Source organism: Streptomyces sp. NPDC006259, from assembly GCF_042870975.1.
Taxonomy (GTDB): Bacteria; Actinomycetota; Actinomycetes; order Streptomycetales; family Streptomycetaceae; genus Streptomyces.
In genome coordinates, this window is record NZ_JBIAHY010000001.1 from 545,738 (window position 1) to 558,534 (window position 12,797).

Annotated in this window: 8 protein-coding genes and 1 pseudogene; 5 read left to right on the forward strand and 4 right to left on the reverse strand. The window is 72.1% G+C overall.

Features of this window, described 5'->3' with window-relative positions; genetic code table 11:
- Positions 1–176: 176 nt before the first annotated feature.
- Positions 177–2,222, forward strand: a complete 2,046-nt coding sequence (locus ACFYO5_RS02380; protein ID WP_388703243.1) for an NAD(+) synthase — start codon at positions 177–179, stop codon at positions 2,220–2,222.
- Between the two features lie 582 nt (positions 2,223–2,804).
- On the forward strand, positions 2,805–3,920 hold the full coding sequence (locus ACFYO5_RS02385) for a DUF6215 domain-containing protein (protein WP_388703246.1): 1,116 nt from the start codon (positions 2,805–2,807) through the stop codon (positions 3,918–3,920).
- Positions 3,921–4,164: 244 nt separating this feature from the next.
- Here ACFYO5_RS02385 and ACFYO5_RS02390 read toward each other — a convergent pair whose 3' ends face one another.
- The 4 genes and pseudogenes from ACFYO5_RS02390 to ACFYO5_RS02405 form a co-directional block, all read right to left on the reverse strand.
- Positions 4,165–5,382, reverse strand: coding sequence for an MFS transporter (locus ACFYO5_RS02390; RefSeq protein ID WP_388703248.1), 1,218 nt, complete (start codon positions 5,380–5,382; stop codon positions 4,165–4,167).
- Positions 5,383–5,468: 86 nt separating this feature from the next.
- Positions 5,469–6,533 (reverse strand): endonuclease/exonuclease/phosphatase family protein, encoded by a 1,065-nt coding sequence (locus tag ACFYO5_RS02395; RefSeq protein ID WP_388703250.1) that lies wholly within the window; start codon positions 6,531–6,533, stop codon positions 5,469–5,471.
- Between the two features lie 294 nt (positions 6,534–6,827).
- Positions 6,828–7,538: pseudogene (locus tag ACFYO5_RS02400) on the reverse strand (TetR/AcrR family transcriptional regulator); the annotation flags it as partial.
- A 213-nt stretch (positions 7,539–7,751) separates the two neighbouring features.
- Positions 7,752–9,344, reverse strand: a complete 1,593-nt coding sequence (locus ACFYO5_RS02405; RefSeq protein ID WP_388703252.1) for an MFS transporter — start codon at positions 9,342–9,344, stop codon at positions 7,752–7,754.
- A gap of 168 nt (positions 9,345–9,512) precedes the next feature.
- Between ACFYO5_RS02405 and panB the strand changes: the two genes are divergently transcribed.
- The 3 genes from panB to ACFYO5_RS02420 all read left to right on the forward strand — a co-directional run bounded on the left by panB (position 9,513) and on the right by ACFYO5_RS02420 (position 12,789).
- On the forward strand, positions 9,513–10,379 hold the full coding sequence (gene panB / locus ACFYO5_RS02410) for a 3-methyl-2-oxobutanoate hydroxymethyltransferase (RefSeq protein WP_356559199.1): 867 nt from the start codon (positions 9,513–9,515) through the stop codon (positions 10,377–10,379).
- Positions 10,380–10,933: 554 nt separating this feature from the next.
- Positions 10,934–11,962, forward strand: coding sequence for an ATP-binding cassette domain-containing protein (locus tag ACFYO5_RS02415; RefSeq protein ID WP_356559201.1), 1,029 nt, complete (start codon positions 10,934–10,936; stop codon positions 11,960–11,962).
- The gene (locus tag ACFYO5_RS02420) at positions 11,959–12,789 is read left to right on the forward strand and encodes an ABC transporter permease (RefSeq protein ID WP_388703256.1); all 831 of its coding nucleotides are present in this window, start codon (positions 11,959–11,961) and stop codon (positions 12,787–12,789) included. Before ACFYO5_RS02415 ends, ACFYO5_RS02420 begins: the two co-directional genes overlap by 4 nt.
- The last annotated feature ends 8 nt before the right edge of the window (positions 12,790–12,797 follow it).

Here is a 12,797-nt window from a genome sequence, read left to right on the forward strand (position 1 = left end):
TCCCGCGCCCCCTGCGGCCTGCGGCCCACTGCCCCCTGCCCCCTGCCCCCTGCCCCCGCCCCCTGCGGCGCCGTGCGCCGTGCGCCGTGCGCCGTGCGCCGTGCGCCGGGAGGATCCACACCTCCCGCACACGCCTCCCCCCCCCATCGTGTCGCACTGACGATTACACTGCCGGTGTGAACTTCTGGTCGATCTATCAGCACGGCTTCGCGCGCGTCGCCGCGTGCACGGGCCACACCGTCATCGCGGACCCGCACGCCAACGCCGAAGCGGTCCTGCGCCACGCCCGCCGGTGCGCCGAGGAGGGTGTCGCCGTCGCCGTCTTCCCCGAACTGGCGCTGTGCGGGTACTCGATCGAGGACCTGCTGCTCCAGGACGCGCTGCTCGACCAGGTCGAGGAGGCGCTCCGGGAGGTGGTCGCGGGAGCGGCGGAGCTGCTGCCCGTCCTGGTCGTCGGCGCCCCGCTGCGCCACCGCAACCGGGTCTACAACTGCGCGGTGGTCGTGCACCGCGGCCGGGTCCTCGGCGTCGTGCCCAAGTCGTACCCGCCGAACTACCGTGAGTTCTACGAGCGTCGGCAGATCGCCGGGGGCGACGACGAGCGCGGCGGGACGATCCGGGTCGGCGGCCAGGACGTGCCGTTCGGCGTGGACCTGCTCTTCGAGGCGGCGGACGTGCCGGGCCTGGTGCTGCACGCCGAGGTCTGCGAGGACATGTGGGTCCCGGTGCCGCCCAGCGCCGAGGCCGCGCTGGCCGGCGCGACCGTCCTGGTCAACCTCTCGGGCAGCCCGATCACGGTCGGCCGGGCCGAGGACCGCAAGCTGCTGTGCCGCTCCGCGTCCTCCCGCTGCCTCGCCGCGTACGTCTACGCGGCGGCCGGGCTGGGCGAGTCGACCACCGACCTGTCCTGGGACGGGCAGACCCTCATCTACGAGAACGGCGTACTGCTGGCGGAGTCCGACCGCTTCCCGCTCGACGAGCAGTACGCGGTGGCCGACGTGGACCTCGACCTGCTGCGGCAGGAGCGCATGCGGATGGGCACGTTCGACGAGAACCGCCGTACGCATTCCGCGCGGACCGGCGACTTCAGGACGGTGTCGTTCGCACTCGCCCCGCCCGTCACCGACCTGGGGCTGCGCCGCCGCGTCGAGCGGTTCCCCTTCGTGCCGGCCGACCCCGACCGGCTCGCCCTGGACTGCTACGAGGCGTACAACATCCAGGTCGCGGGATTGCAGCAGCGGCTGGCCTCGATCGGCGGCCCGAAGGTCGTCATCGGGGTGTCCGGCGGTCTCGACTCCACGCACGCGCTGATCGTCGCGGCGCGCGCGATGGACCGCGCGGGGCGTCCGCGCAGCGACATCCTGGCCTGGACCCTGCCCGGCTTCGCCACCAGCGACCACACCAAGGACAACGCGCACCAGCTGATGCGCGCCCTCGGCGTCACCGCGGCCGAGCTGGACATCACGCCGACCGCACGGCTGATGCTGGAGGAGATGGGCCATCCGTTCGCCTCCGGCGAGCCGGTCTACGACGTCACCTTCGAGAACGTGCAGGCCGGCCTGCGCACCGACTACCTGTTCCGGCTCGCCAACCAGCGCGGCGGCATCGTGCTGGGCACCGGCGACCTGTCGGAGCTGGCGCTCGGCTGGTCCACGTACGGCGTGGGCGACCAGATGAGCCACTACAACGTCAACTCCGGTGTGCCCAAGACGCTGATCCAGCACCTGATCCGCTGGATCATCGGCAGCGGCCAGTTCGACGAGGAGACCGGGAGGATCCTCGCCGCGATCCTCTCCACCGAGATCAGCCCCGAACTCGTGCCGGGTGAGGAGATGCAGTCCACCGAGTCGAAGATCGGCCCTTACGCGCTGCACGACTTCACCCTGTTCCACGTGCTGCGCTACGGCTTCCGGCCGTCGAAGATCGCCTTCCTGGCCTGGCACGCCTGGCACGACGCCAAGGCCGGCGCCTGGCCGCCGAACTTCCCGGAGGCCAAGCGGGTGGCGTACGACCTGCCGGAGATCCGGAGCTGGCTGGAGGTCTTCTGCCGCCGCTTCTTCGCGTTCGCCCAGTTCAAGCGCTCGGCCATGCCGAACGGGCCGAAGGTCTCGGCCGGAGGTTCGCTCTCCCCGCGCGGCGACTGGCGGGCACCGTCCGACAGCACGGCCGAGGCCTGGCTGCGCGACGTCGCCCGGATCGACCCGGCGGTGGCGGAACGCTGACCTCGTCCTGGTGGCAGACCGGGCGCCGGGGGCTCGTCCCCGGCGCCCGGTGCAGCCCCTGAGTGACGCGACGAAGGGTGCCCGGGCGGTGGCGCCGAGGACGACGGCGGGGGCCGTCCGGGACCTCGGAGTCCGGACGGGGGCGAGGCCGGGGATGGGCGCACGCCTTCAGCGGATCATCGCGAGGCCGGTGCCGGGGTGTTGTGCCCATGATGGCCATTCCTCACCGCCTCGGCGAGGGCACCCCGGTGACGGTCCGCGTCACCGACACGCCCCACGGGCACGTCCGCGTCGAGGTCCCCGACCCCGACGCACGCGCCGTCCCCGTACTCCTGTCGGCCACCGGCACCGCCGAGTCCGGCCGCGGCCCGGCCCCGATCGGCGCGCCGGCCCGGCGTCGGGGCGTGGATTCAGGGGGCGGGCCACAGGCCGGTCCGGTGCGAACGGGCCGTTCCGGGGCGTCGGCCGAGGCACCGTCCCTGCGGGGTTCTGGCGGGGCTGCGGCGTCGGCAGGGCCCGACTGTTCCCGGAATTGTGGCTTCCACCATGGCGTACGCGTGCTTGACCTGGTGAGATCACCGGATGCTCGGTCTACTCCTGCGCGTTCTGCCCTTCTGGGTGCGTGAGCCCCTGCTCATCGCCCTCGGGTCCGTCCTCGGCGTACGCATCTCGTACCTCGCCGTCCACGATCACGACCTGGTCGCGGCCGGTCTCGCCGCGGTGTTCCTGCTGTTCACCGCGGTACGCGTCCGCCTGGTGGTCCGGGCGCTGCGCGCGCGCCGGAACCCCGCTCCGGCGGCCTCCGCGGACGGGGCACCGGGCGACGCCGTCACTCGGGCCTGGGCACAGGCCCAGGTGACAGCACCGGTGACAGCACACGGGGCGGCACCGGGGGCGGCACCGGTGGCGACACAGGGGACGGCACCGGCACAGATACCGGTCCCGCCACCGGCCGGAGCCGGCTCGCCTCCCGGCCCGGCCGCCGCGGAGAAGGAGCCCAACCCGTGGGGTCAGGCCGTCGCGGCCGTGGCCGTGTTCGGCGCACTCGCGGCCGCGCTGTGGCTGGCCCCGCGCGTGCTGCCGGACGACGTCAACGCACCGCGGCCCGCATCGTGTTCGGACACGGAGGACGAGGCGCTGCCGGCGGCCTACGCGAAGACGCCCCGGCCCGTGACCGGTGACGAGCTGTGCGAGGCGCTCAACCGGCCCGACCTGGCGCGACTCCTCGGAACGCCCTCGGAGATAGCGACCTCGGCCTCCGGCACCAGCAACACCGCCGCCCTGACCGACGGGAAGGTCGCGGAGCCCGAGGCCAAGGTCACGTTCGACACGTACACCGTGAACCTGTCGGCCACCTACAACGAGCTGTCGACCGCCCAGTACGTGCAGCTGGTGAAGATCGCGGGTGACGAGGTGGAGAAGCACCTCAAAACGCTCACGGTCCTGGGCCGGCCCGCGTTCCTGTCCTCCGAGCACACCATGAAGTTCGAGATCAGTTTCGGGGGTGAGGGATCCAGCGGGCCGGTGCAGGAGGGTCCCCTGGCCAGGACGCTCTCCGTGGCGCTCGACAGCAAGGACCGGGGTGGCTTCTACGACATCACCGTGTGGAGCGAGTCCGGAGCACTCCCGGACGACGCGGTCCTCCTCGGCATCGCCGAGAAGGTTCTTCCGACGATCTCCGATCGGAGCGCCCTCTGAAACGCCCACGACCTCCGAAGCGTTGAGGCGTATCACCGCCGGCCTCCGCCGAATCCGGTGAGGGCGCGGGCGCGGGGAAGCCGAACGACGCCCGGCGACCACGCGTCACGGAGGTCCGGGGTCGCACCACGAGCGAGGCTCCGGGCACCGTGGTCGAGACGTCGGACATCTCGGTCGACAGCCCGGAACCTCGCTCGTCGCGCTTCGTGATCCGCCACCTGGTCGGGGGCGGACTCGAAGAAGCTCAGTGATGCAGTACGCCCGACCGCTCGGGCGTGTGAGCGGCGACCACGTGGCCCGCCCGGGACGACTCCCGCCGCCGGTCCACCACGGCCGCCGTCGCGGCGACCCCGAGTCCGAGCACCGCGAGCCCCGCGCCCGTGACCGCCGGGGACGTCACGCCGAAGCCCGCGGCGAGCGCCAGGCCGCCGATCCAGGCGCCCCCGGCGTTCGCCAGGTTGAAGGCCGCCTGGTTGGCGGAGGACGCCAGGGAGGGGGCGGAGGACGCCTTCTCCATGACCATCAGGTTGAGCGGGGTGCCCGCGACGAAGGCCGCGACGCCCAGGAGGACCACCGCCAGCGCCCCGCTCCACTGCGTGCGCATCAGCAGCGGGAAGAGGGCGAGGACGGCCACCAGGGCCGTGAGGCCCCCGAACAGCGTGCGCCGCATCGCGACGTCCGCCAGGCGTCCCCCGAGCAGGTTGCCGACGGTCGCGCCGACGCCGAACAGCGCCAGCAGCAGCGTCACGCTGGCGTCGGCGTACCCGGCGGCGTCCGTCAGCATCGGCGTCACGTAGCTGTAGGCGGAGAAGAGGGCGCCGAAGCCGGCGACCGTCGTGCCGAGCGCCAGCCAGACCGGGAGGGAGCGAAGGGCGACCAGTTCGCCGCGCAGGCCGCCGGTGGGGGCGGCGTGGGTGTGGCCGGCCGGGATGAGCAGGGCCAGCGCCGCGATCGCCGCCAGCCCGATCGCGCTGACGCCGAGGAACGTGGCCCGCCAGCCGAAGTGCTGGCCGACGAGCGTGGCGACCGGGACTCCCGCGATGTTGGCGACCGTTAGGCCGAGGAACATCAGCGAGACCGAGCGGGCCTTGCGGTCCGGCGCGACCAGGTTCGTGGCCACCACCGCGCCCACGCCGAAGAAGGCGCCGTGCGGGAGGCCGCTGAGGAAGCGGGCGGCCAGGAGCGAGTCGTAGCCCGGGGCGAAGGCGGACACGGCGTTGCCGGCCACGAACAGCACCATGAGGGAGATCAGGACCGTGCGGCGGGGCATCCGCGCCGTGACCACCGCGAGCAGCGGGGCGCCGATGACGACGCCGAGCGCGTAGGCGGAGACGAGGTGTCCGGCGGTCGGGATGGAGGTGCCGAGGTCGTGGGCGACGTCGGGCAGCAGCCCCATCATCACGAACTCGGTGGTGCCGATGCCGAAGGCACCCACGGCGAGGGCGAGCAGGGCCAGGGGCATGGGAGAGCCTGTGCCTTTCAGAGAGAGTTCCGTCATCGTATGTTCAACTACGGAACAAAGTCTCTCCGGCCCGGTATTCCGGGAGGTTACGGTGTGGTGACCTTCACACGTGCCGCGACCGGCAAGTGGTCGCTGCTCGTCCGCGGCAGCGTCCAGGAGGTGAGCGGCTCCACGCCCGTCACCATGATCTGGTCGATCCGCGCCATCGGGAACGACGCCGGCCAGCTGAAGCCGAACCCGCTCCCCGCGGCGCCCTGCGCGGACCGCATCTGCGAGGTGACGGCGTTCAGCGAGCGGTCGTTCATCGTGCCGTTGAGGTCGCCGAGCAGGACCTTGCGGCTCAGCGGGTCGCCGGCGATCGCCTCGCCGAGCGCGTCCGCGCTCTTGTCGCGCTGGCGGGCGGTGAACCCGGCCTGGAGCTTCACGCGGACCGACGGCAGGTGGGCGACGTAGAAGCCGACCGGCCCCTCGGCCGTGGTCACCGTGGCGCGCATCGCGCGGACCCAGCCCAGCTTGATGTCGACGGCCGCCACGTCACTCAGCGGGTACTTGCTCCACAGCCCGACCGTGCCCTGCACGGAGTGGTAGCGGTAGGTCGCCGCGAGCGCCTTCTCGTACACCGGCACGGCCGACTCGGTCAGCTCCTCCAGGGCCAGTACGTCCGCCCCGGAGGCGGCCACGGAGCGCGCGGTGCCGGAGGGGTCGGCGTTGTCGGCGTTGACGTTGTGCGTGGCGACCGTGAGGTCACCCCCGCCGCCGCCACCGGTCTTGTCGCCCAGCAGCCCGCCGAAGAGGTTCAGCCAGACCACGGCCGGCAGCACCAGGGCGATCAGCGCGGTCGCCGACCTGCGCACGAACGCCAGCACCAGGAACACCGGGACGCAGACGCCGAGCCACGGCAGGAACGTCTCCGTGAGACTGCCGAGGTTGCCGAACCGGTTGGGGATGCGCGAGTGCAGCAGCATCACCAGGGCGAGCAGCAGCGCGAGTGCGGCGAGAAGGAGGCCGCGGCGCCAGATCCGCGGATCACCGCGCCAGCCGGCCGACAGGCGTCCGGCCAGTCGTACGAACAGGCGCCGAAGCCGGGCTCTCCGACGCTCGGGACCCGAGCCGCCGTTGTCCGTCTCCGTCACATACGCCTGCTGCGCCATACTGTCGCCTCACTACCTGCCGTGCACACCGTCTCTCCCCCGTGCGTACGACCCTAGGGGATGATCGGCTCGGATCCCGCCGTCCCATGACGGCCCAACGGGCACGAGGACGAACGGAGCGGCGCCGGGGGTTCCGAACGCGGGCCGTCAGGGAGGGTCTGTGACGGAACGCGCACATTCGGGCGGCTCCGCCGGGGAACTGACGGAGCGTGGGCCGACACCCCCACCGGCGGACTCTGCACCGGCGGGTTGCGTACCGGCGGGCTGCGTACCTGCGGGCTGTGTACCTGCGGGCGGCGTACCGGTCGGTCCCAGACCGCAGAGCAGCGTGTCGACTATGCGTTCCGCGAGGCCTTCGGTGAGGTCGGCGTCGGGCCGCAGGACGGCACGCACCAGCATGGGGCCGGTGAACAGGTCGTTGACCAGGTCGACGTCGAGGTCGGCGCGGATCTCACCGTCGCGCTGGCCGCGTCGCAGCACCTCGGCCGCCAGCCGGCGCCGGGGCGCGATGACCGTGTGGTGGTACGCCTCCCAGATCTTGGGGCTGCTCTTCATCTGGGCCTGGGCGGTGCGCAGGAGCGCCGAGGAGCGGCTGGCCAGTCCGCGCCGGCGCAGCCACTCCAGCAGGGCCACGAGGTCGTCGCGCATGGAGGTGCCGGGCAGTTCGGGTTCCTCCGGCTCCACCGCCCGCAGGACGTCGACGAACAGCTCCTCCTTGCCCTTCCAGCGACGATAGATGGCCGCCTTGCCGACCCCCGCGGTGCGGGCGATCCGCTCGATGGACAGCTCACCGAGCGGCACGCCCTCCTCCAGCAGCTTCATCGTCCCCTCGACGATGGCCCGTTCCACGGCCTCGCTGCGCGGCCGTCCCCGGACGGGCCGCGCGGGCCGCTCGGCGGCGGTGCCGCCGTCGGCGGAGGTCTCGGCAGAACTCACGGCCGTCCTTTCGTCATGCTCGGGACATTCTCGCCCGGGGAAGCGCGGGGCGTTTCCCCGGGCCGGCATGGCGTCCCGGGCGCGCCGCGGGGGGCGGCGGCTCGTCGTACGGCGGCCACGTACGGTTGCCACGCGCTTCCCGGGTCCGTTCCGCGAGCCGCAAGAGTCACCGTGCGGGCCCGGCCCGGCGTCCGCTCCCGAGGCGGCCCGGTCCGCGACCGCCGACCTCCGGCCCCCCCCAGCTGCCGGTCCGCGGCCGCCCCTCACGAGCAGGACTCCCGGCTAGGAGTCGGTGGGCACCAACTCGCCCTTCTCCGCGGCCTCCTCGGACTCCTTCGGCCGGCCCGGCAGGAACACGGCCACGACCACCGCGCCGACGAGCGCGACCCCGGCCCCGCACAGCGCGGTGACGTGCATGGCGTGCAGGAACGCGTCGTTGGCCGGGCCGACCAGGGAATCGCCGCGCGGGCCGAGCTTCGCCGCGACACCCAGGGTCGCCTCGATCGACTCCCCCGCCGTGTCGCGCAGTCCGGCCGGTACCGGGCCGAGCTTGTCCTCGATGCCCGTGCGGTACGCCGTCGACAGCACGGAGCCGAGGACCGCGATGCCGAGCGCGCCGCCGACCTGGCGGAAGGTGTTGCTGAGCGCGGACGCGGAGCCGGCCTTCTCGCGGGGCAGGGCCTGCATGATGACGACGCTGGTCGGGGTCATGATGTGGGCCATTCCGGTGCCCATGAAAAAGAACACCACCTCCAGCAGCCAGATCGGCGTGTCGGCGTCCAGCGCGGCGAACGCGGCCAGTGTCGCCGCGATGAGGAGCATGCCGCCGGTGGTCGTGGCCTTGTTGCCGAAGCGGTCCACGACCAGCCGGGCCCGCGGCGCGAAGACGAGCTGGGCGACGGCCAGCGGCAGCATCAGCAGGCCGGTCTCCAGCGGCGAGTAGCCGCGCACGCTCTGGGTGTAGAAGACGGCGAAGAAGGTCACGCCCATCAGCGCGAAGAAGACCAGCGCGATCACGCCGATCGCGGCCGAGAACACCTTGTTGCGGAAGTAGCCGACGTCGATGGACGGATGGTCGCTCCGCTTCTCGAACACCACGAACGCGGCGAGGACCACGAGTCCGGCCAAGATCGTCGCCAGCACGGTCGGATCGGTGAAGTCGGCCAGTTCACCGCCCTTGATGATGCCGTAGACGAGCAGGACCAGGCCGACGACCGACAGGACGACGCCGACGGGGTCGATCCGGCCGGGGGCGGGATCGCGCGAGTCCGGCACCAGCCACACCATCAGCGCGATGGCGACGATCACGATCGGCACGTTGACCAGGAAGACCGAGCCCCACCAGAAGTGGTCGAGGAGGAGGCCGCCGGTGATGGGGCCGATGGCGATGGCGAGGCCGACGCCGCCGGCCCAGATGCCGATCGCCTTCGGCTGCTCCTCGCGCTCGAAGACGTTCATCAGGACGGCGAGGGTCGCGGGCATCACGAACGCGGCGCCGAGGGCCATCAACGCCCGGAAGGCGATGAGCTGAGCGGGTGAACCGGACTCGGCGGCGAGCGCGGAGCCGATGCCGAAGACCGCGAGGCCGCCGAGGAGGACCTTCTTGCGGCCCAGCCGGTCGCCCAGCAGACCGGCGGAGAAGAGCAGGCCCGCGAAGACGAGCGTGTAGGAGTTGATGGCCCACTCCAGCTCGCTCTGGGTGGCGCCGAGGCCCACCGGGGCCGGGGTGGAGATGGTCTTGATCGCGACGTTGAGGATCGAGTTGTCGAGCACCACGATCAGCAGGCTCAGCATCAGCACGCCGAGGATCGCCCAGCGACGCCGGTGCACGGCTTCCGGTATGCGGGGCCCCGTGGGCGCGGCAGGAATGGTCATGAGTCCGAGCCTAGGCCCATTTCGATACGGGACCGTCTCGTATCGGATTCCCTTACTGAGGTTTTACCCACAGGGGGTCCTCTGGCCCTCCCTGGCACGAAGTGCCACCATGGACGTGGTCCGGGGACGCCGTGAGGGCGCCTCGAGATGACGTAAGGAGCCGTTGCAATGACGCAGCTTTCGGCTGCCCAGACGAAGCCCTCCGACGGCAGCAAGGCGCTGTACGGAGGCAAGGGCACACGCCGTATCACCGTCCGCGACATCGCCGCCGCCAAGGAGCGCGGCGAGAAGTGGCCCATGCTCACCGCGTACGACGCGATGACCGCGTCCGTCTTCGACGAGGCCGGGATCCCCGTGATGCTCGTCGGCGACTCGGCGGGCAACTGTCACCTCGGGTACGAGACCACCGTGCCCGTCACCCTCGACGAGATGACCATGCTCTCGGCCGCCGTCGTCCGGGGCACCCAGCGTGCCCTCATCGTCGGCGACCTGCCCTTCGGGTCCTACCAGGAAGGTCCCGTCCAGGCCCTGCGCAGCGCCACCCGGCTGGTCAAGGAGGCCGGGGTCGGCGCCGTGAAGCTGGAGGGCGGCGAGCGGTCGCACCGGCAGATCGAACTCCTCGTCGAGTCCGGCATCCCGGTCATGGCCCACATCGGGCTCACCCCGCAGTCGGTGAACGCCATGGGCTACCGCGTGCAGGGACGTGGCGAGGAAGCCGCCGCGCAGTTGCTGCGCGACGCCAAGGCCGTCCAGGACGCGGGCGCGTTCGCGGTCGTGCTGGAGCTGGTGCCGGCGGAGCTGGCGGCCGAGGTCACGCGCGTGCTGCACATTCCGACGGTCGGGATCGGAGCCGGGGCGGAGACGGACGCGCAGGTCCTGGTCTGGACGGACATGCTGGGGCTGACCGGGGGGCGGGTGCCGAAGTTCGTGAAGCAGTACGCGGATCTCCGTCGGGTCATGGGCGACGCGGCGAAGGCCTTCGCGGAGGACGTGGTCGGCGGAACGTTCCCGCTGGACGAGCACTCCGTCCACTAGAGCCGACCCCTCAGAGCCATCTCGGCACCACGGGCAGCCCGCCGATCATCCCCCGTCGGCGGGCTGCCCCTTTGCGTGCCCGGACCGGCACCGCCCTCGCGGAGACGACCGCCCGCCTCGTGGCACCTCGACCTCGACCGACGGTCGCCGTGATCGTCGGGGCACGAGGGGGTGTCGACGGTGGCACCGGTACGACCTCGCCCGAGGGGCGGCCGGCGAGCAACCGGCCGCCCCCGCCCCGCGGGCGCCCGTCGGTACCGCACAGGCGGCTGTCGTTGTCGCACAGGCGGCCGGACGGCTCCTGGTCGGCCGGGGCTGCTGCGCAGGCGCCCGGACGGCACTCCTGGTCGGCTGTCGGTACCCCTGGCCGGCCGCGACTGCTCCGCAGGCGACCGTCGGTACCGCACAGGCGCCCGGACGGCACTCCTGACCGGCCGGGACTGAGGCCGCTCCGCAGGCACCGGTCCGTGCCTCTGGTCGGCTGTCGGTGCGCCGTAGGCGGTTGTCGGTCGGGTGTAGGTCGTCTGTCGGTGGGGGGTGGCACCGTCAGTGGCATGACACGCATCGACAACAACCCCAGCGGCGCGTCCCGCGCCGTCACCGTGCGGGGGCTGGTCAAGCACTACGGGGAGACCAAGGCACTGGACGGGGTCGACCTCGACGTGCGGGAGGGCACCGTCATGGGGGTGCTCGGGCCGAACGGCGCCGGGAAGACCACCCTCGTGCGGATCCTGTCCACACTGCTCGCCCCCGACGCCGGCCGGGCGACCGTCGTCGGCTACGACGTCGTACGCCAGCCCCGCCAGCTCCGCCGCGTCATCGGCCTCACCGGCCAGTACGCCTCCGTCGACGAGAAGCTCCCCGGGTGGGAGAACCTGTACCTCATCGGGCGCCTGCTCGACCTGCCCCGCAAGGAGGCCCGGATCCGCGCCGACGAACTGCTGGAGCGGTTCTCGCTCACGGAGGCCGCCCGGCGTCCGGCGGGGACGTACTCGGGCGGCATGCGGCGGCGGCTCGACCTCGCCGCGTCGATGATCGGCCGGCCCGCCGTCCTCTTCCTCGACGAGCCGACCACCGGCCTCGACCCCCGTACCCGCAACGAGGTGTGGACCGAGGTGAAGGCGATGGTCGGCGAGGGGGTGACCGTCGTGCTGACCACCCAGTACATGGAGGAGGCCGAGCAGCTCGCCTCCGAGCTGACCGTCGTGGACCGGGGCAAGGTCATCGCCACGGGTGGCATCGAGGAGCTGAAGGCCCGCGTGGGCGGACGGACCCTGCGGGTGCGCCCGGCCGACCCGGTGCACCTGCGCCCGCTGGCCCGCGCCCTGGACGAGATGGGCATCACCGGCCTCGCCAACACCGTCGTGGACACCGAGCGCGGCTCGGTGCTGGTGCCGGTGCTGAGCGACGAACAGCTCACCGCCGTGGTCGGCGCGGTCACCGCGCGCGGATTCACGCTCTCCTCCATCACCACCGAACTGCCCAGCCTGGACGAGGTGTTCCTGTCCCTCACCGGCCACCGTGCCGGTGCGCCGCAGGGCACCGTGCCCGCCGACAACGTCCTCGAGGAGGTCGCCGTATGAGCGCCGCCACCGCCACTCTCACCCCGGCCGACCTCCAGGGCGCCGACGCGCCCATCTCGCTGCGGGCCCATCTGCGGCACACCGGCGCACTGGTCCGCCGCAACCTGCTGTGGATCCGGCAGGACCCGGAGTCGATGTTCGACGCCGTCCTGTTCCCGGTCGTCTTCACCCTGCTGTTCGTGTACGTCTTCGGCGGCTCCATCGGCCAGTCCCTGGGCGGCGGGCAGGAGGAGTACGTCCAGTACGTCATCCCCGGTCTGCTGGCCATGATGGGGATGAACATGGCGCAGGGCGTGGGCACCGGGTTCAACCAGGACTTCAACTCCGGCGTGATGGACCGCTTCCGGTCGCTGCCGATCGGTCGCGGCTCGGTGCTGTTCGCCAAGATCGCGGTCGAGCTGATGCGGATGATCTTCGCGACGGCGGTGCTGATGGTCGTCGCCCTGCTGGTCGGGTTCGATATCACCAGCTGGACCGGACTGCTGGCCTCCGTGGCGCTGTCCGCGACGTTCGGGTTCGCGCTGATGTGGGTGTTCCTCACGCTGGGCGTGGTGATGAAGAACGCGCAGTCCGTGCAGGCGATGGGCTTCCTGGTACTGATGCCGCTCCAGTTCGGCTCGTCGATCTTCGCGCCGACCGCCTCGATGCCCGGCTGGCTGCGCAACTTCACCGAGTTCAACCCGCTGTCGGGCCTCGCGGACGCCGCGCGCGGGCTGATGATCGGCGGTCCGGTCGCGCACGGTCTGTGGGTGACGCTGGCCTGGTCGGTGGGGCTGACCGCGCTGATGGCGCCGGTCGCGATCCACAAGTTCCGCACCAAGAGCTGACCGGGTGC

Bases quoted from the DNA above. Each gene is read 5' to 3' on its own strand.
- ACFYO5_RS02385 (WP_388703246.1), top strand. From the start codon at position 2,805: ATGCTCGGTCTACTCCTGCGCGTTCTGCCCTTCTGGGTGCGTGAGCCC.
- ACFYO5_RS02390 (WP_388703248.1), bottom strand. From the start codon at position 5,382: ATGCCCCTGGCCCTGCTCGCCCTCGCCGTGGGTGCCTTCGGCATCGGC.
- ACFYO5_RS02395 (WP_388703250.1), bottom strand. From the start codon at position 6,533: ATGGCGCAGCAGGCGTATGTGACGGAGACGGACAACGGCGGCTCGGGT.
- ACFYO5_RS02405 (WP_388703252.1), bottom strand. From the start codon at position 9,344: ATGACCATTCCTGCCGCGCCCACGGGGCCCCGCATACCGGAAGCCGTG.
- panB (WP_356559199.1), top strand. From the start codon at position 9,513: ATGACGCAGCTTTCGGCTGCCCAGACGAAGCCCTCCGACGGCAGCAAG.
- ACFYO5_RS02415 (WP_356559201.1), top strand. From the start codon at position 10,934: ATGACACGCATCGACAACAACCCCAGCGGCGCGTCCCGCGCCGTCACC.
- ACFYO5_RS02420 (WP_388703256.1), top strand. From the start codon at position 11,959: ATGAGCGCCGCCACCGCCACTCTCACCCCGGCCGACCTCCAGGGCGCC.